Below are 19,538 nucleotides of genomic sequence, written 5' to 3'. Positions count from 1 at the left end.
CACAGCAGGCAGAATTAACCGATTTCTCCTACGCTAAGTAAGTGCTTTGTAAATTTTTTATAGGACTGTCCAAAAATTAGCGCAATATATCTCTGTATTTGGCGCTGGATAACTCAGGTTATGTTAACAGCTGGTAAATGATTATATCGTCAGTGTAAATAAAGTGATTTTAATGTCTCCACTGTTTTCAATAGCACGGAGGCCACACCGAGTGAACCTTTCAACGTGGGTCGGTGCCGCTACGCATGTTGAGCAATACAAGCTCAAGGATGAGTAAATAGTATGTATCAGCACTATGCGCGACCAGGACCTGAAGAGGGTGGTGAGGCGACTGGCCATGCGGTGGCTATCTTCAACATGACCAGGGACTCGCGCAGGGTCCAAGTCATGGACATCAATACCGACTATCAGCGCTTATGGGGTGGGGCCCGGGATGAGTGGGTGGGTGCCACCCCCAACGTGGTTGAGCAAGAAGCGGCCAATCAGCAAATTCTTGCCCAACTGCACGATGTGCTGAACACCAGTGTCGAGCACGCCTTCGAGGGTATCGGTGGGCGTGAGGTCTCACGCCGGCATGATGGGTCGTGCCGACACATCGAGTGGCGCATCACGGCAATGGGAGCCCATCAGCACGATGCCATCACGCTGGTGCTTACACAGCGTGATGTGACCGATCAGGTGGAAAATGAGGCTCAACTGAAGCGGCTTGCCACCACCGATATGCTGACAGGGCTTGTTAACAGATCGCAATTCGATACGATGTTGAAAAGCGAACTCAGCCGTCAGGATCGCTACGCACGCCCTCTCTCTTTGATCATGCTGGATATCGATTACTTTAAAGATATCAATGATCGCTATGGGCACGATGTAGGCGATCAGGTATTGGTCGAAATAGCCAATTTGCTGAAAGGCAATTTACGTCAAGTAGACTACTGCGCAAGGTGGGGTGGCGAGGAGTTCATGCTTCTGGCACCCGAAACACCCCTGGAACACGCGGTGCTTCTCGCCGATAAGATACGGTGCGTGATTAACACTGCGAGTTTACCCACATCAGGCCCCATCACCGCCAGCTTTGGTGTGGTTGAGGCACAGCCTCAAGAAGCGGTCAAAAGTATCATGAAGCGAGTGGATGACGCCCTTTATGTCGCTAAAGAGAAAGGGCGTGACCAAGTCTCACCTATCGAGTTAGTGACATCGACGAGGTTTGCCTAAGCAGGATCGCGACCAATCGCAAACGGCGCCCATGCCTGGCGCACCGGCATGATTTCAAGCCGATTGATATTGATGTGTGGCGGTAGAGTGGCCAGGTAATAAAGCTGTTCGGCAATGTCTTCGGCCTGCAGGGGCGTGGTGCCTTTATAAAGCGCATCGGAAGCCGCCTGATTGCCTTTGGTGCGAACCAGCGTGAACTCGGTTTCGGCCATGCCGGGAGCCAGATCGGTCACGCGGACCCCGGTACCCTGCAGGTCGCAGCGCAGGTTGTAACTGAACTGTTGAACAAAGGCTTTCGAGGCCCCGTAGACATGTCCGCCTGGATATGGCCACTGCCCCGCCACCGATCCCAGGTTGAGGATGCTGGCACCCTTGCCGGTAGCTAACAGGTGAGGCATGGCGGCGTGCGTCACGTTGACCAGTCCCGTGATGTTGGTGTCGATCATGGTGTGCCAGTCTTCCAGCGCCACTTTTTGTGCGGGTTCGGGCGCAAGTGCCAACCCGGCATTATTAATCAGGCAAGTGAGTGGCAGCAGCGTATCGGGGAGTTGGCTTAGCGCTTGTGAAACCGCGTCACTATCGCGCACGTCCAGAGGGATCGTCAGTACGGTGACGTGAGGTGCCAGTTCACTTTCCAGTTCAGCCAGTCGCTCCTCACGGCGCCCCGTCAGAATCAGCGACCAACCTGCCTTGGCAAATCGCCGTGCGGCGGCTTTACCAAACCCTGAGGTTGCCCCGGTAATCAATACGCTTGGCATGATGCTTCTCCTTCGAATCAAATCAAAATTGACGTCATCCTATAATGCTCGAAGCGACGCGCTTAGAGCCAGTTCATTTGGTCGTCTGTGACATTGGCTGTGCTGCGCGCATGCTATCTCAAACGCTATAGAATAGCGGGAACGTATCGCCAGGCGGGTATCTATTAGCGGATATCAATGTGTTCTCGATGAGGGGTTGATGCTTGGAAAAACGAGTCGCTAGTGGCGAGGTTAGACAGCTACCCTAGCTGTCTGCGCCAGCGGTTCTCGATGGTATCCAACTCGGCAGCCCCGTAAAGCGCATTATCATGTTGCCCATAGTAGGCCCATAATTGATCGCCATAATCGAAGTGCCACCACTCGCTGGGCAGGTTGGTGAAGCCATGCTCGCTCATGATGTGATACAGCAGACGGCGGTTATCCCGCGCCTTATGTTGCTGAGGGGTCAGCGATTCCAGATGCTCGAAATAGTCGCTATGAGAGGCCGGTAATGCCTCGTCAAACAGGGTGCCCATATCCAGCGGCAAGCCATCGGCATCGCACAGCGTGACGTCGACAGCTCCGCCCGTCAGGTGTGGGCTGGGGGCGAGCGGGTCACGGCTGGGTACCGAGACAAACTCCCTGGTACGTTCCAGCAACTCGGCTTCACTGAGGTCGGGTTGGTGGTGGTGGATGGCTTCGTGCAGGGTATCAAACAGATACTGCTGCACCCGCCATGGACGCCATCCATCCAGTACGATTAAGCCGATGCCGTCGGGCAAGCTGCGTGCTGCAGCGAGTAGTGCCCGATAAACCCCCTCTCGAACGAAACACTCCGGTACCGCGCCTGGGATGCCAAGCCGAGCATAGGCGGGAAAAACGCTGATCGGTGCGGGCGCAAGGCTCATCGGCATTAAACGTTCACTGTTATCGTCAATCGGGACGCGGCGCAGCTGTTCCCAGCACGGTGCTGGGTAACTGGGTACAGGCGGCAAGGCCTTCAATAGTGTGTTCAAAGGCATCGTCTTATCCAAGCGGGTTATCAAAACTGAGTAGGTAGCCACAGCGTCAGCGGTGGAAAGAGAATCAATAAAATAAGGACGGCAATTGCCGTCAGTACAAAGGGCCAAATGGTTCTGAATAGCGACACAATTTCAAGACGACTGACCGCCGCCGCCACGAATACGCATGCGCCTAGCGGTGGCGTAATCAGCGCAATGGTGATGTTCAGCGTGATGATGATACCCAGATGGATAGGGTCGATACCCGCCATCATGGCGACCGGCGCGAAGATGGGCGTCAGTAGCATCAACGCCGATACCTCCTCCATGAACATGCCGGTGACAAAGGTGATGGCGCTGAGCAGTAATAAAATAACGACACTATTATCCACATAGGGTGATAGCAGTGACACAAACTGTTCCGGCACCTGGGCATAGGACAGCAGCCAGCTAATCGTGGCTGAGGCGGCCATGATCAGGAAGATGGCAGAGGTCAGGCGCGCCGTATCCAAGATGGCTTTCCAGCATTCCTTGAGCCGTAACCCTCCCAGCACGACGCCACATAAGGCGACATACAGCGCTGTCAACGCGCCCGATTCTGTGGGCGTGACAAAGCCCAGCACGATACCGGCAACGATAATGAAGGGAGCAATTAGCGCAGGCAGAGCCGCGATGAACGCCAAGCCTAGCTGACCCAATGAGGGAAATTGAGTGCTTTTGGGTAATCGGTGGCGCCAGGCATACCAGGCGTTCATGCCCATAAAGGCAATACCCAGCAACAGCCCTGGCACGACGCCCGCCAGAAATAGATCACCGACTGACGTATTCGTCAGTGAGGCGTAAAGAATCATGAAGATACTGGGCGGAATAATCGGGCCAATCAGTGAACTGCCCGCGGTCAACCCGGCGGCAAATGCCCTTGAGTAGCCCTCTTTCTCCATGGCGGGTACCAGCAACGACCCAAGCGCCGAGGTATCGGCCACGGCAGAGCCGTTGACACCCGCGAAGAAAACGCTCGAAACCACGTTGACGTGACCCATACCTCCCCGCAAGTGCCCAACTATCAGGCGGGCGAACCCCATCAGACGCTCGGTCAAACCACTGACGTTCATCAGGTTGCCAGCAAGGATAAATAACGGAATGGCCATCAGTGAGAAAACATTGATACCACCGAAGAATTGCTGGGGCATCATGCGTGGAATCATCGAGAAGTCGACGAATAAAAAACCCACAAACGCGGTGGTCAACAACGCAATAAACAGTGGCAACCCAAGTAATACGTGGCCAAGGAAAACGACCAGCATGGTCAACGTCATAGGGAGTCCTCAACGGTTTTCATAGGGAGTCCTCAACGGGCAGCCCTCAGCGGTTTTCATAGAGAGTCCTCGACGGTCTTGAGGGGCGCCGGACCATAGAGAAGCACATGCCAAGCCAGTAGCAGGAAGCCAAGTGGTACCGAGAGAAGGGGAACCGTGCGGCTAATACCGAGCCCGGACGTGGTAAACATGCTGACCGACAATGCATAGCGATAGCTAACCCATGCGCCGCCCGCTGCAATCAACAGGGTAAGTAGCCACTGGTACACATTGAGCAGGCGAGCGAAGGGAGCTGGCAGCAGCTTCTCCAGTAGCCCGACGCGCATATGTCCGCCTTCCGACCAGACGGCGCCTGCCGCGAGCATCACGGTGGCGATAATCAAGAAGCGCGATAGCTCATCGGTCCAGATAGGGGCACCACCGGCAACATAGCGGGCGAAAACACCATAAAGAATGGCCGCCACATTAAGAGATAGCAGCGCTCCTGCCAGAGTCAGGGTGATGGGGCGGCTGATCGTGAGAAGACGGAGCCGAAGCGTTTTGAACATGGCAGCCTTCCATTAAATTCAGAAATGTGAAGTAAAAAATAGAGGGCCGGTAACGTACCAGCCCCTGTTGTTGCCACGATGATAGATGCCGTTAGTCGAGCAGGTCGCTCATTCCGGCATCTTCCAGTGCCATATCGATCCAGCGTTGCTCGATATCACGCTCTTCGAGCCATTCAAGATAAGCAGGCTGACCGATTTCGCGGAAAGCGGTGAGCTCCTCTTCAGAAGGGCGAATCACTTCCATACCTTGTTCTTCCAGGTAGGCGATACGCGAGTCGACCTGCTCCTCGTTGTGCTCACGGGCATTTTGGTTCGCTTCGGCGACGGCTTCCTGAAAGGCATCACGAAGCTCGTCATCCCAACTGGCGATCATGTCGCTGTTGCCCACCAGGAATTGATTCGAATACTGGATGTTGGCAAGCGTCAGGTAGTCCTGTACTTCGTAAAGGCTGCCCAGGATGATATACATCGGCGGGTTCATCTGACCGTCCGCTACCCCGGTGCGCAGTGACATGTAGGTTTCTGTCCAGGGAATGGGCGTGCCGGAGGCACCGAAGGCCTCATAGAGGGCAACCTGGCTTGGGTCCATGGCCCGGAAACGGAGACCTTCGAAGTCGTCAGGGTGACTGATAGGCTTCTCGTCATTGGTAAAGGCTAAAAAGCCGCCTTCCTCAACGACTGCCAGCATATCGATACCGGCGCGCTCCTTCAGCGCCTCACTGACTTCCTGCCAGTACTCCCCTTCATCAAAGAAGGTACGGGCTGCCGCAAAATCGTCGAACAGGAACGGGATAGCACTGACGAAAATCTCATCGACGAGGGGCGAGACACCCGCAAAGGACGCCACGTTGAGCATGGGCGTGCTCATGGTTTGCTCCATGCGCTCCTGCTCTTCGCCCAGCGAGCTATTGGGATATAGCTCTAATTGAATCTGATTGTCGGTTTTTTCCTCAACCAGTTCCTTAAGGTTAGTGGCAAAGACGTGTACAGCATTCTTGTCGGGGTCGGGGGCGCCGTTGTAACCCAAATTTATCGTGGTCTCGGCGACGGCATTGCCAGCCATCAGGGCAGAGCCGATCAGGCACGCCGAGATGAGATGCTTGGGTGAAAAGCGTTGGGTCAACACGGGGTGAGTCAACATAGTCAGTCTCCTGGTTTATTGTCGTGAGCTGTAGGGTGCTGAGTGAGCGCTATTAGATTTATAGGTGTTGCCTACAAGAAGACTATGTATTGAGGCGTTGACTATGCAAGACCCTTAGTGTGGACTTTATTGCAACAGTCGCGGCGCATCGGCCGAGAAAAAGCGCATGCCTTTGTGTAAATGATCGATACAGGCCGTGGAAGCCACAGGGAGTTCCTGCCCCTTCAAGCTAACGATCTGCGCACGGGTACCGTTCATCACCGGGTAGCGCATGGGTAGCGTGCAAATTTCGCCGCGTTCTATTTCATCGATGACAGTGATTTCCGGCATAAACGTAACGCCAATGCCTGAGCGAACGAAATTCTTCAACACGGAGACAGAGTTGGTGTGCAGGCGTGCTTCGAGATGAATACGCTCCTGGTGGGCCACCATATTGACCATTTGCCGCATACCGAAAGGATTGTCCATTAACGCCAGCGGCCAATCTTTTAAGTCATGCAGCGTCACAGGCCGGTCCAACTCAATGAGTGGGTGATTGGGTGGCACAATGACATCGAGTGGCTGGCGGGTTTCCACATGGCAGTAAAGCTGCGGGTCCACCGGCGGTGCATAAAGTAGTGCGATATCCACTTCACGGTCTTTGAGTAGCGACATCGCTTCATTGACGCCCGCCATGCGGACTTCGACATTAATACCCGCAAACGCCGACATAAACGTTCCTAGCGGCGCGGTGATCAGATCGGCGATAAACCCTTCCCCAACGGCAATACGCACTTCGCCTTTCGCCAGGCCCTGAAGTGCCATGAGCTGGGAGAGCACGGTCTCTTCTGAGGCCCGTTGGGCATGAAAATGATGCACCAGCAACTGACCGGCTGCGGTTGCGCGCATGCCGCGTCCGTGTCGTTCGCATAGCTGGGTATCCAATTCTTCTTCGAGTGCTTTTAATTGGCGGCTAACGGCGGAGGCATCGACATTTAGGTGGGCCGCGGCGCGCCTCAGCGAGCCGCGGCGAATAACTTCATTGAGGTAAGTTAATGCACGTTGATTAAGCATAAAGACACCTGACCATAAGATGTCATTCATATTAACGGATGACCGCTTGGCAAGTGCAATTGGTACAGGTCAGGCTAGGCGAGTGGTTGGGTCGATCGCTCGCCCTGTGCGTTTTTCGCCGCCACCGCATCCGCCAGCATATCGGCGGTAATGGCAGAGAGCGTCCAGCCCAGGTGGCCGTGACCAGTATTGTAGAACACGGTGGGCAGTTTGCCGGGGCCGACCTTGGGCAGCATGTTGGGGAGCATCGGGCGCAGGCCCGCCCAAGGCACCACGCGGCGGGTGCTGACACCAGGGAAGCACTCTTCCACCCAGCGGATAAGCGGGCGGATGCGGTTGTCGCGAATATCGCGGTTGAAGCCGTTGAACTCGGCGGTACCGGCAATCCGAAAACGTTCATCCCCGAGGCGGCTGGTGACCAGTTTGGTTTCATCATCCAGCAGGCTGACCGTTGGCGCAGCCTGCTGGGAGGCGGCATCATCGAGCTGCACGGTAATCGAGTAGCCTTTGACCGGATAGATATTGACCCGGTCGCCCAGCTTGGCGGCCAAGGCGCGGCTGCCCACCCCGGCGCATACCACCACGCTATCAAAGGTTTCGCGCACCGGTTCGCCGTCAGCCTCGCCTTCAAGAGAGGCGGTGATCCAGGCGTGCTGTTCGTCCGCGCCGATATCCTGCACGCTATGGCCGTATTTGAGGGTTACACCGCGACGTTCGGCGGCTTGCGCCAGGCCGTGGGTAAACTTGTGAATATCGCCGGTGGCGTCGCTTTCGGTAAAGAAGCCGCCGTAGTAGTTACCCGCCAGGGTGGGTTCGATGGCACGCATTTCCTCGGGCGTCACCGGCTGGCGCTCCAGACCACCTTTGCTGAGCAGTTGCGATACCTTGGCGGCGTGGTCATAGCCCGCTTTGTCGCGATAGATATGCAGAATGCCTTTCTGCTTTAAGTCGAAATCGATCTGCTCGTCTTTTGCCCACTGAAACAGGTGCTCGCGGGCGGCAATGGCCAGCCGTGCGGTCTCGGTGGTATTGGCGGCGTACTTGGGAATCGCGGCAATAAATTCGCCAAACCAGCTGAGCTTGTGCCAACTCGGGCGGGGATTGACCAGTAGTGGCGCGTCGTTTCTGAGCATCCAGCGCAGGCCCTTGATGACCGTCGGCCAGTGGTTCCACACTTCGGCGTTAGAGGCTGACAGCTGGCCCCCGTTGGCAAACGAGGTTTCCATCGCGGCATAGCGATGCTTTTCAAAGACGGTGACCTCATAGCCACGTTTGGCCAGGGCGTAGGCGCTGGTAATGCCGGTGATACCACCACCGATAACGGCAATGCGTTGCATAAGTCTCTCCGGTTTTCATGAGCGTCGGGAATCCCACCTAACGGCGTAATGGCTGCTGGGCGTACCCCTTCCGTCATGGAACCTGAGAGATTCGCGTGCCCTGTGGGGCGCGCTTGCTCCTTCGGTGGGCTGAGTGACGCAGTCATCAGCCGCTCTTCGGAAAGTGTGAGCAATAGCGGTCCGGTTGCCTGAGAGTTTCCGGGGTTGTTGCTCCTTCGGCGCTGGCGTCATCCTTGTGAGATCCGCCAAGCTCTCCCGCTATTACCTGATTATTGTTTAATCGTGATGGTTTTTAACGTTATCAGCTACGCAATGGAAGTCGACCAAAGTCGTGAACGCTGATTCCACGGGCCTGTTTCAACAGAATTATTCTGCTGGCTGGGCGCGCGCAATGATTGCCGTGCAATCAAGCCCGGCCGGCAGCGTGCCGGTACTGAGGCCGTTGTGCTCCGCCAGCCGTCCGGCGCAGAACGCATCGGCCACACAAGCCGGTGCGTGCTGCACCAGCAGGGCGCCCTGTAACGCCAGGGCCATACCGTCCGCCAACTGGCGTGCGCGGTACTGAAGCGCTTGGGTATCCTGCATTTGCTGCTGTAACTGGTGAATAAAGCGGTCCAGATGCGTATCAGCGCCTTTTGCCTTGGCGAGCTCTGCAAAATAGGCGTCGAGCACCTCGGGCTGCTTTTCAATCGCGCGCAGGATATCCAGGCATTGAACATTACCGCTGCCTTCCCAGATGGCGTTAACTGGGGATTCGCGGAACAGGCGTGCCGTTATGTGGGTTTCCATGACGCCGCTACCGCCAATCACCTCCATCGCTTCATAGGCGTGGTGGGGCGTGCGCTTGCAGATCCAGTACTTGCCGACCGGCGTGGCAATCCGCGAAAGCAGGCGCTCGTGCTCGTTGTTCTGCTGATCCATGGCGCTCGCCATGCGCAGCATCAGGGTGGTCGCGGCTTCACTCTCGATGGCCAGGTCGGCGAGCACGTTTTGCATCAGCGGCTGTTCGCTCAAGCGCGCCCCGAAGGCATGACGATGGATGGTGTGATGAATTGCCTGGGCAGTCGCCTGGCGCATGCCGGCCGCGGAGCCAATCATGCAGTCGTAGCGGGTCATGGCGACCATCTCGATGATGGTGCGCACGCCGCGTCCTTCCTCGCCCACCATCCAGGCAAAGGCGCCGCGCAGTTCGACCTCGCTGGAAGCGTTCGCCACGTTGCCCATCTTGCGCTTTAACTGCTGGATATGAAGTGGGTTTTTAGTACCGTCGGGCCGCCAGCGCGGCAGCAGAAAACAGCTCAAACCGCCGGGTGCCTGGGCGAGCACCAGAAAAGCGTCGCACATCGGCGCCGAGACAAACCATTTATGGCCGACCAGTTCATAGGCCTCGCCCGGACCGCCTTGATCAATCGGGTAGGCGCGGGTGGTATTAAGGCGCACGTCCGAGCCACCCTGCTTCTCGGTCATTGCCATACCCAGGGTGACGGCCTGTTTTTCGAAATAGGGCACGTTGCGCGGGTCGTAGTGGGGCGCGGTGATTTTATCGCCCCAGCTCTCAAGCAGGCTGGGCTGATGGCGTAAGGCTGGCAGGGCAGCGAACGTCATGGTGATCGGGCAGCCGTGAGCTGCTTCCACCTGGGTGTGCAGGAAGTAGTTGGCGGCGCGGGCAACATGGGCCCCCGGACCCGGGTTGCGCCAGGGGCTGGCGTGCAGGCCGTGCTCCACCGCTGTTTGCATAAGCTGGTGATAGGCGGGGTGAAACTCGATCAAATCGACCCGGTGGCCTTGCCGGTCATGGGTCACCAATTGTGGCGAGTGGCGGTTGGCGTCAAACCCTAAGGCGATGGCTTCAGAGGAGCCTGCCCACTGGCCAAACGTTTTGAGAGCCGTGTCGTCAGTGTCGCCTTCGCGCTTGACGCCTTCCTGAAGCGCGCGGTCAGTGGTGTAGCTATTGTAGTTTTCCAGCGACGGCGGCTGGTTTTCCACCTGATGGGTGCTCGCTTGTAGCCGATCAGCGAGGGGAAAGTGTGACGGCATAGTGACCACCTCTTATTGTGTTAGAGGGCCAATAATGAAGCGGCTATTTTTTAAACGGCTGTTGGGTCAACTTTAGCGCTAAGCGCCCATTATGCAAACACCCCCGTTTTGACACCTCGCTTTGCGCTAGCGCACGACTTCACTGACAATAGGCAGTCGCCCCTTTAAACATGGATATGAGTCATGCAAGCAAACGGATTTTTTGATGATGTTGGCGAAACAATCGGTGAAGTGATTCGTGGCGTCGTCGAGTTTCTAATGGGTATCTTTACCAATCTCTTCGGCGCGTTTGATGAGTTTATCGATGGCCTGACACGCTCGCTGGGCATCAGCGACTCGTTTTTCAGCATCGTGGTGCTGATCATCGGCGTGTTGATTCTATGGGGAGGATTGCGGGCCTTTTTCCGCGGTTCGATCATCGGCGGTATCATCCAAACCCTGCTGGGGCTGTTTATCCTGTCATGGCTGATGATGTGAATATGTAGCTGGGTACCTGAGGGCTACCCCAGTTGCTTCTCCAGCGCGAAAATATGCGCATCATCCGCTCCTAGCTCGCGCAGGGCGTGGGCGAGGTTTAAAAGGTACTCGCGATTGGGGCCGCTGGGGCCATGGGCCTGGTTGATTTGACGTGCCATATCGGCAAGCGGCGCCTCGCCGAGAAATGCCGGGTTGTCCTCGCTTGCCAGATAAATCAGCCCCTCGCTCTGGCCATACTCGCCGCCATTCTCGTCAGTAAAGGTTAAGGGTACTTTTTCCCGCAGGTAGCCATTTTTCTCGCGCACATCCAGAGGGCCGAGTACTTCAGGCGTAATGCGGTAGGCCATGCCGTGGCACACTGCGCCTGGCGCACGGATCAACGTGGCAACACGCCCAGGTGCGTCTGGAGTACCGCGGTGGTCGTGGGAGGCTTGCCAGAAGCGTCGTGCCCAGCCGGTAATGAAGGCGGGCTGGCGCTCCAGGTAGTCAAAATCAGCTTTCCAGATCAATGAGCCGTCCAAACAGCCACAGGTCGGCATGCTCATCGAAAAAGTTTCTTTGCTGGTTTAAGGCAGTGGTATCAAGCAACATAAAGCATCTACCCCCGATTACCTAAGTGGCATCGTACAATGGCGTTAACGATCGTCCATCATCCCGGTTATACGATTGATTTACCAGTTAACCACCCCTTTCCAATGGAGAAGTTTCGCGTCCTTCGCCAACAGCTTGGAGAGCAGGCGCTGGCGACGCCAGTTGAGTGGCTAACCCCCCGGCCTGCCAGTGTCGGTGCGTTGGCGCGCGTGCATACTCAGGCGTACCTGGACGCTTTTTTGAGCGGTACGCTTGATCGTGCCGCACAGCGCCGTAGTGGCTTTGTTTGGTCTGACGCGCTGGTCGAACGGGTAAGGCTGGAAACCGGCGGCACGCTGCTGTCGCTGGAAGTCGCTTTGGCAACAGGACTTGCCTGCAACTCAGCCGGTGGCACCCATCATGCCCATGCTGATGCAGCGAGCGGTTATTGCTTGATTAATGACCTTGCTGTTGCGGCGGCTCATGCCCTGACAAAAGGCTGGGTCGAGCGGGTGTTGATCGTCGATTGCGATGTTCACCAGGGCGATGGCACGGCACGCCTCTTCGCAGGCGTACCTGGCGTCTTTACGTTTTCAATGCATGCCGGTCGCAACTTTCCCGCTCGCAAGGCGAAAAGCGATCTAGATGTCGCCCTTGCCAATGGGATGGAAGACAATGCTTATCTGGCGGTGCTGGCATCGCGATTGCCAGGCCTGTTGGCGGCTTATCAGCCGGATGTGGTGCTTTATGACGCCGGCGTGGATGTTCATCGTGATGACCGCCTGGGCTATCTGGCGCTGAGTGACGAAGGGCTTTATCAACGAGATGCCTATGTACTGACGTGCTGTCGAGAAGCTGACATCCCCGTCGCGGCGGTGATTGGCGGCGGCTATGATCGTGATATCGTCACGTTGGCAAAGCGCCACGCCCAGCTTCATCGAGCAGCGGCAGATGTGCTTGAACGTATCGGCGAATAGCAATGAAGAAATAGGGATGAAAAAGGAGACAGGCATGCGCGCGATTTTTCTGGTGGATAACGGCTCCCTGCGGCCCCAGGCAACCCATAACTTGCGGCGTGTGGCGGCGTCCCTTAGCGAGCTCATGGGCGAAACCGTGCAGGCGGCTTCGCTGCTGCACTCCAACAAGATCCCAGTGGAAAAGGTTGATGGCATTCCTGCGATAACGCTGGGTCCTGCTGCCGAGCGGGCGGCTGAACAAGGCGCTGACGACATTATCGTGCTGCCGTTCTTTTTCGGCCCCAGTAAGGCACTGACCGGCTACCTGCCGGAGCGAATGGCCACCCTGCAGGAACGCTTCCCCCACGTTAACGTGCGCGTGGCTCAGCCGCTGGTCGATGAACTGGGCGATAATGACCTGCGCCTTGCCGAGCTGCTGGCCGACAATGTTCGTGAGCAATACGCAACAGGCCAAACGCCGAGGGTCGCGCTGGTGGATCATGGTAGCCCGATCCCCGACGTTACCGCTGTGCGCAATCGCCTGGCAGGCCAGCTGAGTGTGCTGCTGGGCGATGACGCTGCCAGCGTCGTCGCCGCCTCCATGGAGCGCCGCGAGGGCGATGAGTACCGCTTCAACGAGCCGCTGCTGGAAAATCTGCTGGATAGGTCCGAATTTCACGCCGGACCGGTGATCTTGGCGATGCTGTTTCTGTCACCCGGTCGCCACGCAGGCGAAGGCGGCGATATTGCCGAGATTTGCGCGGCCGCTGAACAGCGCCACCCAGGGCTGAATGTCGTCCCCACCAAGCTGGTAGGTGAGCATCCAGGCATTGTCGATATCCTGCACACACACCTGCGCCAAGCGCTTGATGGCCAACGTTTTCTGCTGGCGTTGCCAGCTCCCAACAACGCGGCTCATTAGGCGATGGGTGTAACAGGGCTCAAGAGCGCGTAGAATCGCGGGCCTTTCGATGCGCACTCTACATACTCAGGGCCCAGATCTTGATCGCAACCGCTAATATCACCATGCAGTTCGGGGCCAAGCCCCTGTTTGAAAACGTCTCCGTCAAGTTCAACAACGGCAATCGCTACGGCCTGATTGGCGCCAATGGCTGCGGCAAATCCACGTTCATGAAGATTCTGGGTGGCGAGCTTGAGCCGACATCCGGCCAGGTGATGCTGGATAGCAGCACGCGGCTGGGTAAGCTGCGCCAGGACCAGTTTGCGTTTGAAAACGAGCGTGTCATCGATACCGTGATCATGGGCAACGACGAGCTTTGGTCGGTCACCGCCGAGCGCGAGCGGATCTATTCCCTGGCGGAAATGAGCGAAGAGGACGGCATGGCGGTGGCGGATCTGGAAGTGCGCTTTGCCGAACTGGATGGCTACACTGCCGAAGCCCGTGCAGGCGAGCTGCTCCTTGGACTGGGCATTCCCATCGAACAGCACACCGGCCCGATGAGTGAGGTGTCACCCGGTTGGAAACTGCGCGTGCTGCTGGCTCAGGCACTGTTTTCGGATCCGGATGTCCTGCTCCTCGACGAGCCCACCAACCATCTGGATATCAATACCATCCGTTGGCTGGAGGACATGCTCAAGGCGCGCAACAGCACCATGGTGATCATTTCCCACGACCGCCACTTCCTGAATAGCGTGTGCACCCATATGGCGGACCTGGATTACGGCGAGATTACCCTGTTCCCCGGTAACTACGACGACTACATGACCGCCGCTACCGCCGCACGCGAGCGTCAGCACTCGGACAACGCCAAGAAAAAGGCCCAGATTGCCGAGCTGCAACAGTTTGTCAGCCGCTTCTCGGCCAACGCCTCGAAAGCCAAGCAGGCCACCTCGCGGGCGCGCCAGATCGATAAAATCAAGCTGGAAGATATCAAGCCGTCGAGCCGGGTGAGCCCGTTTATCCGCTTTGACCAGAATAAGAAGATCCACCGTAACGCGGTGAATGTGGACAACATCAGCAAAGGCTATAACGGTGAGAAGGCGCTGTTTGAGCGGTTGTCGATGACCGTCGAAGCCGGTGAGCGGATCGCGATTATCGGGCCCAACGGCATTGGAAAAACGACCCTGCTGAAAACCCTGGGCGGCGAGCTGCACCCGGATGCTGGCGAAGTGAAGTGGACAGAAGCCGCCGAGCTTGGCGTATTCGCTCAGGACCATACCGACGATTTTGCTGTTGATGCCACCTTGTTTGAATGGATGGGTCAGTGGACACAGGGCGGTGAGCAGGTGGTGCGCGGTGCGCTGGGGCGGATGCTGTTTTCCAGTGATGACATCGATAAATCGGTCAAGGTGATTTCCGGCGGCGAGCAAGGGCGAATGCTGTTCGGTAAGTTAATCCTCACTCAGCCCAATGTGCTGCTGATGGACGAGCCCACCAACCACCTGGACATGGAGTCCATCGAGGCGCTGAACCTGGCGCTGGAAAACTACCCGGGGACCCTGCTTTTTGTCAGCCACGACCGCGAGTTCGTGTCGTCGCTGGCCACGCGTATTATCGATATGCAGCCGGACGGCATCGTCGACTTCAGCGGCAGCTACGACGACTACCTGCGCAGCCAGGGCGTGGCCTGATTCGCCAGGCGTTAGCCAATAATGCGCTCGAAGGTGGTGTCGGTGGCGGGTTCACGGTCGCCATCGAGCATATCGCCGGTAAACAGCGTCTGCATTTCTTTGGCAAGCGCTACATAGACGTGCATCTGCTGATTGCGACGCTTGCGCAGCGGTGGCTTCACCAACAGGCTGATGCCCTTGATCGGCTCGTGCGTTTCATTGCGTAGCAGGTCGGGCATTTCCCCGGGCGGAAACGCATTGGCGATGGTGATCGGGTTCGAGGGTTGCTCGCCGGCAATATGGAAGACCTTCTTGATCGGGTCGAAGGTGGCATCTTTATCCCTCAGCCAATCGGCAAGGCGCTGGTCGGTATTTTCATCCGGGTGCGAAAAAATCACGAACAGGGAATGCTGAGCCACTTTGCCGGACTGCTTTGCGGGTGCCGACGAGGATGCTTCCTCAGGCGGTGTCGACGAGGAGGGTGCATGCGTGGCGCGCTCCATGGTGGCGGTGTCCATCGGCGGTTGACGACGCTGCCGCATCACATAAATGAACAGCGCCAGGGCCGTTAACGCTAATACGATAGAGCCGATTGCCAATAAGGTGACTAACGGTGTTGTCTCCATAGTTTTTATCCTTTTTTGCGCGCCAATCGCGGGTTAATTGCGTCGCCAGATAGTCGCATTGAGGGCAAGTGCCAAGGCTACCCAAAGGGCGTAGGGCACCATTAACCACGCTGCTAATGCGCTTACCTTAGCAAAAACAATGATGGCGAGCATGATCAGCATCAGTAGTAGTGCGATATCGCCAAGTGCGGCGGCTATTTGCTTCCGGCCAAAAAACAGCCACGACCAGGCGGCATTTGCCACCAGTTGGAGGGCATAAATGGTCAAGCCAGCGGTGCGCCAGGCCGAGTCGTCAGCCATATAGATGCGCCACGCGGCAATCGCCATCAAAAGGTAAAGAATGCCCCAGGCAATGGGAAATGCGATATTCGGCGGTGTCCAGTCGGGTTTGTTGAGCTCGCGGTACCAGCTATCGGGCCTGAACCGTGCCCCGGTGCTGGCGGCAATGCCCACCAGAGCCAGCGATATCAGTAAAACGAATAGCGAATGGAGCATTCATCACCTGTGTTTCAAACGTAAGAATCAACAGCCTAGCAGCGTTTTGCCACCATCAGACCCAAAAAAAGCACCACCGAAGTGATGCTTTTCATTATTAAGCGACTTTTTGAAGGTCGACACTTACTCCATGCGGTCGTAACCATTATTCATGAACGGGTAGTCGGTATAGCCTTTTTCGTCGCCGCCGTAGAAGGTTTCATGATTGGGCTCGGTGAGCGGGGCGTTCATACGGAAGCGCTCGGGCAGATCCGGATTGGCAATGTAAGGACGGCCAAAGGCCACGGCATCTGCAGTGTTGTCACCGATACGCGCTTCTGCATGCGCGGCATCGTAGTTGCCGCAGTAAATCAGGCTACCGCTGAAGCGCTCACGCATCTGCTCGCGGAAGCCAGCAGGGAACTGAATGTCGCCGCCGGCCCAGTTGGGCTCGTTCAGGTGCAGGTAAGCCAGGCCGCGCTTGGAAAGCTGATCGGCCATGTAGAACGCCATGGCTTCGGGCTCATCGTCCGTCAGGCCGAATAGCTCGATAAACGGCGTCATACGAATGCCCACCCGGTCGGCACCGTAAACGTCGATCACGGCGTCGACCACTTCCAGCGGAAAGCGCGCCCGATTTTCCAGCGAGCCGCCGTACTGGTCGGTGCGCTGGTTAGTGCCGGTGGCGAGGAACTGGTTGAGCAGGTAGGCGTTGGCCGCGTGGACTTCGACCATGTCAAAGCCGGCCCGCTTGGCGCGCTCGGCCGCCTGGCGATAGTCGTCCACGATGCCGGGGATCTCGTCGGTTTCCAGCGCGCGGGGCGTGCTGGTGGGGTGCTGACCGGCAGTACCGTCTTCAAATTCAACGAAACACTGGGCGCCTTCGCCTTTCAGCGCACTGGGCGCAACCGGCTGCTGACCATTGGGTTGAACCATTTCATGGGAAACCCGCCCAACGTGCCAAAGCTGTAGCGCCATCCGGCCACCTTTAGCATGTACCGCGTTGACCACGCTTTTCCAGCCGGCTTCCTGCTCGTCGGTCCAGATGCCGGGGGTATACACATAGCCGCGTGCCGTAGGCGAGATATTGGTCGCTTCGCTGATAATCAGCCCGGCCCCGGCGCGCTGGCCGTAATAAGCCTCCTGAATCTTGCCCGGCACGCTGTCTGGGGTGCGCGCACGTGTCAGTGGCGCCATGATCACCCGATTGGGGACCGACAGGCTGCCAAGCTGCGTTGCAGCGAGAAGCGATTCGTAAGCCATTAAACAAACTCCTTTTGAACTCTGTAATTGAGTAGTGGCGAACAGAATAGACCAGTTTACTAGCTAATGCCAACTCTATATTCCCTTCGCGTTTCAGACGTCCAACGCTGGCGAAACGTCTTGCTCTCATTGGGCGCTGGCTCTGTTACCCTAACCCTCTTCATAGACAGGCAGTGATCGATAGCATGGTAAAAAAAGCATCACCACGGCGTCCCTATCAAGTGGCCGAAACGATCAAATGCTGGATCGTGGATCGCCATCTGAAACCAGGGGATCGGCTTCCCAGCGAGGCAGAACTCATTGAAACACTTAACGTATCGAAAGGGACGGTGCGCGAAAGTACTCGGGTATTGGAAGCTCAGGGGTTGGTAGAGACGCGTACCGGCCCGGGGGGTGGTGCCTTCGTGAAGGCAATGAGCGATGAAAAAGCGGTGTCTCTATTAAGCAATTATCTGTTCTTCAAGGATATTTCTATTCAGGATATTTATCAGATCCGCCTGGCACTGGAGCCTGAGTTGGCCGCTTCGTTAGCCGGCAAAGTCAGCGAGGAAGATATGGCGCGCTTGCGCGAGAGCCTGCACAGCTATGCCACACCATGTGAAGACAGTGAAACCGAACGGCAGCAGCACCTCGACTCGCTGAATTTTCATTTGATGCTCGCCGAGCTGGCAGGCAGCAATCAGCTGCTCACTTTTATCATTCGCTTTACCATTCAAATACTGTCCGACCTGACGATTTATCATCGCCTTTACGAGCCCGTTACCCACGACCTTGGTCAGACGGGCTGTCGGTATCACGCCGAAATATTGGATGCGATTGAGCTGGGAGACGCCGACAGCGCCTTTCGCATAATGCGCGAGCACATGCTGGACGCCCAGCGGGTCATGAACCATCAGGAAGCCCAGGTCAGGCGCGCTTTCCTGCCGGAACTATTGGCCTAGCGGCATTGAGAGGTATCCAGTTGCTGCAGAAATGCCATCATGACGCGCACCGCCGCCTCTCCATCATCGGCTGAAATACGTTCGTCGGGATGGTGGCTCAAGCCATCTTTACAGCGCACGAACAGCATGCCGATATCAGTGACATCCTGCATGGCCAGGCCATCATGCCCTGCGCCGCTGAACATCCGCTCGGTGGGCTGCTCCACGCTCGCGCAGGCTTGCTCCAGGCCACGCATGATCCATTCGGCGCAGTGGGCGCCATCGGCGCTATAGGTGTTGTCCATTGAAAGAGTCAGTCCCCGGCGTTCAGCCACTTCGTGCAGGGTGGCCTTAATCGTCTCATGGCCCTGTTGCCTGGTTTCCGACTGCGGGGAACGAAGCTCGACCGTAAAGGTGACCGAAGCGGGGATCACATTCACTGCGTTGGGGTGAACATCCAGTTGCCCGATGACGCCGACCAGGTCCTGCGTTGTTTGGAGAACTCTGTCCACGGCCAGCACCATGTCGGATGCCCCCACCAGGGCGTCGTGACGACCCGGCATGGGGGTCGTGCCCGCATGTCCCGCCTTGCCGCTTACCGTCACTCGGTGCCTCTCGATGCCCGTGAGCGAGGTGACAACGCCGACGGCATGATCGCGTTGCTCCAGTCGAGGGCCTTGTTCGATATGCACTTCCACAAAGCCCAGTGTATTGGCAGGGTCACGGGCCAGGGCAGGAATGCCATCGGGGTCTACGCCGAAGCCGCGCAGCGCTTCCTTTAAAGAAATCCCCTGTTTGTCGCGTGCCTCGAGTTGCTGCGGGTCAATGGTGCCGGCGAGCGCACGGCTGCCGACGAGCGTGGTGGGAAAACGCACGCCTTCTTCATCACCAAAGGCCACGACTTCCACCCCATAAGGCAGCGTGACGCCTGCATGGCGAAGTGCTTCTAGCGCGACAAGAGGCACCGCGATGCCCAGCATGCCATCATACTTGCCCCCTTCAACGACTGAGTCCTGATGAGACCCCATGATCAAGGTCGGCTCGCCGGACAGGGCTTTAGAGCAGCGGCCGACCAGGTTGCCCGCTGCATCCCGTTCGGGGGTGAGTCCTGCGCGGGTCATCCACTGCTCGATGAGCGGTAGCACCTGGCGATGTTCGGGCGAGCAAAACAGGCGCGTGACGCCGGCACCGGGTTGAGAATGCTGGGCGGCTTCATCCAGACCGCTCAATAGATACTGCCCTATCTTTCCTTCCGCGAAGGCAGCGTGTGAGTGTTGTTGAGACATAGAAACTCCATCG

18 protein-coding genes, 1 pseudogene and 1 riboswitch are annotated in these 19,538 nt (G+C 57.2%); of the genes and pseudogenes, 6 read left to right on the top strand and 13 right to left on the bottom strand.

The window, feature by feature from the left end; translation table 11 throughout:
• Positions 1-282: 282 nt before the first annotated feature.
• Positions 283-1,212, top strand: a complete 930-nt coding sequence (locus IT895_RS16880; RefSeq protein ID WP_199284132.1) for a GGDEF domain-containing protein — start codon at positions 283-285, stop codon at positions 1,210-1,212.
• On the opposite strand, the gene IT895_RS16875 is transcribed toward IT895_RS16880, so the two are convergent.
• The 8 genes from IT895_RS16875 to IT895_RS16840 form a co-directional block, all read right to left on the bottom strand.
• Positions 1,209-1,970 (bottom strand): SDR family NAD(P)-dependent oxidoreductase, encoded by a 762-nt coding sequence (locus tag IT895_RS16875; protein WP_199284131.1) that lies wholly within the window; start codon positions 1,968-1,970, stop codon positions 1,209-1,211. The two genes, IT895_RS16880 and IT895_RS16875, sit on opposite strands and share 4 nt — an antisense overlap.
• Positions 1,971-2,209: 239 nt before the next feature.
• The gene (locus IT895_RS16870) at positions 2,210-2,971 is read right to left on the bottom strand and encodes a M15 family metallopeptidase (RefSeq protein WP_199284130.1); all 762 of its coding nucleotides are present in this window, start codon (positions 2,969-2,971) and stop codon (positions 2,210-2,212) included.
• Between the two features lie 20 nt (positions 2,972-2,991).
• Positions 2,992-4,266: a TRAP transporter large permease gene (locus IT895_RS16865; RefSeq protein ID WP_085919699.1), complete on the bottom strand. Its 1,275-nt coding sequence runs from the start codon at positions 4,264-4,266 to the stop codon at positions 2,992-2,994.
• A gap of 56 nt (positions 4,267-4,322) precedes the next feature.
• A complete protein-coding gene (locus IT895_RS16860) occupies positions 4,323-4,814 on the bottom strand; it encodes a TRAP transporter small permease (protein ID WP_085919700.1) in 492 nt (163 codons plus the stop codon).
• Between the two features lie 91 nt (positions 4,815-4,905).
• Entirely contained in the window at positions 4,906-5,955 is a 1,050-nt protein-coding gene (dctP, locus tag IT895_RS16855) for a TRAP transporter substrate-binding protein DctP (RefSeq protein ID WP_199284129.1), read from the bottom strand.
• A 126-nt stretch (positions 5,956-6,081) separates the two neighbouring features.
• On the bottom strand, positions 6,082-7,008 hold the full coding sequence (locus IT895_RS16850; protein WP_085919702.1) for a LysR family transcriptional regulator: 927 nt from the start codon (positions 7,006-7,008) through the stop codon (positions 6,082-6,084).
• Positions 7,009-7,082: 74 nt separating this feature from the next.
• Complete coding sequence (locus IT895_RS16845) at positions 7,083-8,345, bottom strand: D-amino acid dehydrogenase (protein WP_199284128.1); 1,263 nt, start codon at positions 8,343-8,345, stop codon at positions 7,083-7,085.
• A 166-nt stretch (positions 8,346-8,511) separates the two neighbouring features.
• A riboswitch (glycine riboswitch) is annotated at positions 8,512-8,613 on the bottom strand.
• A 98-nt stretch (positions 8,614-8,711) separates the two neighbouring features.
• On the bottom strand, positions 8,712-10,382 hold the full coding sequence (locus IT895_RS16840) for an isovaleryl-CoA dehydrogenase (protein WP_199284127.1): 1,671 nt from the start codon (positions 10,380-10,382) through the stop codon (positions 8,712-8,714).
• A gap of 183 nt (positions 10,383-10,565) precedes the next feature.
• Here IT895_RS16840 and IT895_RS16835 point away from each other — a divergent pair, with 183 nt between their 5' ends.
• A complete protein-coding gene (locus tag IT895_RS16835) occupies positions 10,566-10,859 on the top strand; it encodes a hypothetical protein (RefSeq protein ID WP_085919705.1) in 294 nt (97 codons plus the stop codon).
• A gap of 23 nt (positions 10,860-10,882) precedes the next feature.
• Here IT895_RS16835 and IT895_RS16830 read toward each other — a convergent pair.
• Positions 10,883-11,450 (bottom strand): annotated as a pseudogene (locus IT895_RS16830) (gamma-glutamylcyclotransferase).
• 38 nt (positions 11,451-11,488) lie between these two features.
• Between IT895_RS16830 and IT895_RS16825 the strand changes: the two are divergent.
• The 3 genes from IT895_RS16825 to IT895_RS16815 all read left to right on the top strand — a co-directional run bounded on the left by IT895_RS16825 (position 11,489) and on the right by IT895_RS16815 (position 14,977).
• A complete protein-coding gene (locus IT895_RS16825) occupies positions 11,489-12,406 on the top strand; it encodes a histone deacetylase family protein (protein WP_085919707.1) in 918 nt (305 codons plus the stop codon).
• A gap of 34 nt (positions 12,407-12,440) precedes the next feature.
• Complete coding sequence (locus IT895_RS16820) at positions 12,441-13,307, top strand: sirohydrochlorin chelatase (protein WP_199284126.1); 867 nt, start codon at positions 12,441-12,443, stop codon at positions 13,305-13,307.
• Between the two features lie 80 nt (positions 13,308-13,387).
• Positions 13,388-14,977, top strand: coding sequence for an ABC-F family ATPase (locus IT895_RS16815; protein WP_085919713.1), 1,590 nt, complete (start codon positions 13,388-13,390; stop codon positions 14,975-14,977).
• 11 nt (positions 14,978-14,988) lie between these two features.
• Here the strand turns inward: IT895_RS16815 and IT895_RS16810 are convergent, their stop codons facing one another.
• From IT895_RS16810 to IT895_RS16800, 3 genes are all read right to left on the bottom strand, one after another.
• The gene (locus tag IT895_RS16810; protein ID WP_085919714.1) at positions 14,989-15,582 is read right to left on the bottom strand and encodes a cell division protein ZipA C-terminal FtsZ-binding domain-containing protein; all 594 of its coding nucleotides are present in this window, start codon (positions 15,580-15,582) and stop codon (positions 14,989-14,991) included.
• Between the two features lie 33 nt (positions 15,583-15,615).
• Positions 15,616-16,077, bottom strand: coding sequence for a TspO/MBR family protein (locus tag IT895_RS16805; protein ID WP_199284125.1), 462 nt, complete (start codon positions 16,075-16,077; stop codon positions 15,616-15,618).
• 123 nt (positions 16,078-16,200) lie between these two features.
• Positions 16,201-17,319 (bottom strand): alkene reductase, encoded by a 1,119-nt coding sequence (locus IT895_RS16800; protein WP_199284124.1) that lies wholly within the window; start codon positions 17,317-17,319, stop codon positions 16,201-16,203.
• Positions 17,320-17,504: 185 nt separating this feature from the next.
• Between IT895_RS16800 and IT895_RS16795 the strand changes: the two genes are divergently transcribed.
• On the top strand, positions 17,505-18,260 hold the full coding sequence (locus IT895_RS16795) for a FadR/GntR family transcriptional regulator (RefSeq protein ID WP_085919717.1): 756 nt from the start codon (positions 17,505-17,507) through the stop codon (positions 18,258-18,260).
• On the opposite strand, the gene IT895_RS16790 is transcribed toward IT895_RS16795, so the two are convergent.
• Entirely contained in the window at positions 18,257-19,525 is a 1,269-nt protein-coding gene (locus tag IT895_RS16790) for a M20 family metallo-hydrolase (RefSeq protein WP_199284123.1), read from the bottom strand. The genes IT895_RS16795 and IT895_RS16790 overlap by 4 nt on opposite strands.
• Positions 19,526-19,538 lie beyond the last annotated feature (13 nt).

This window comes from Halomonas sp. A40-4 (genome assembly GCF_015767635.1).
In the GTDB taxonomy this organism is placed as follows: domain Bacteria; phylum Pseudomonadota; class Gammaproteobacteria; order Pseudomonadales; family Halomonadaceae; genus Vreelandella; species Vreelandella janggokensis.
This window is presented reverse-complemented; position numbering and strand designations above follow the sequence as displayed.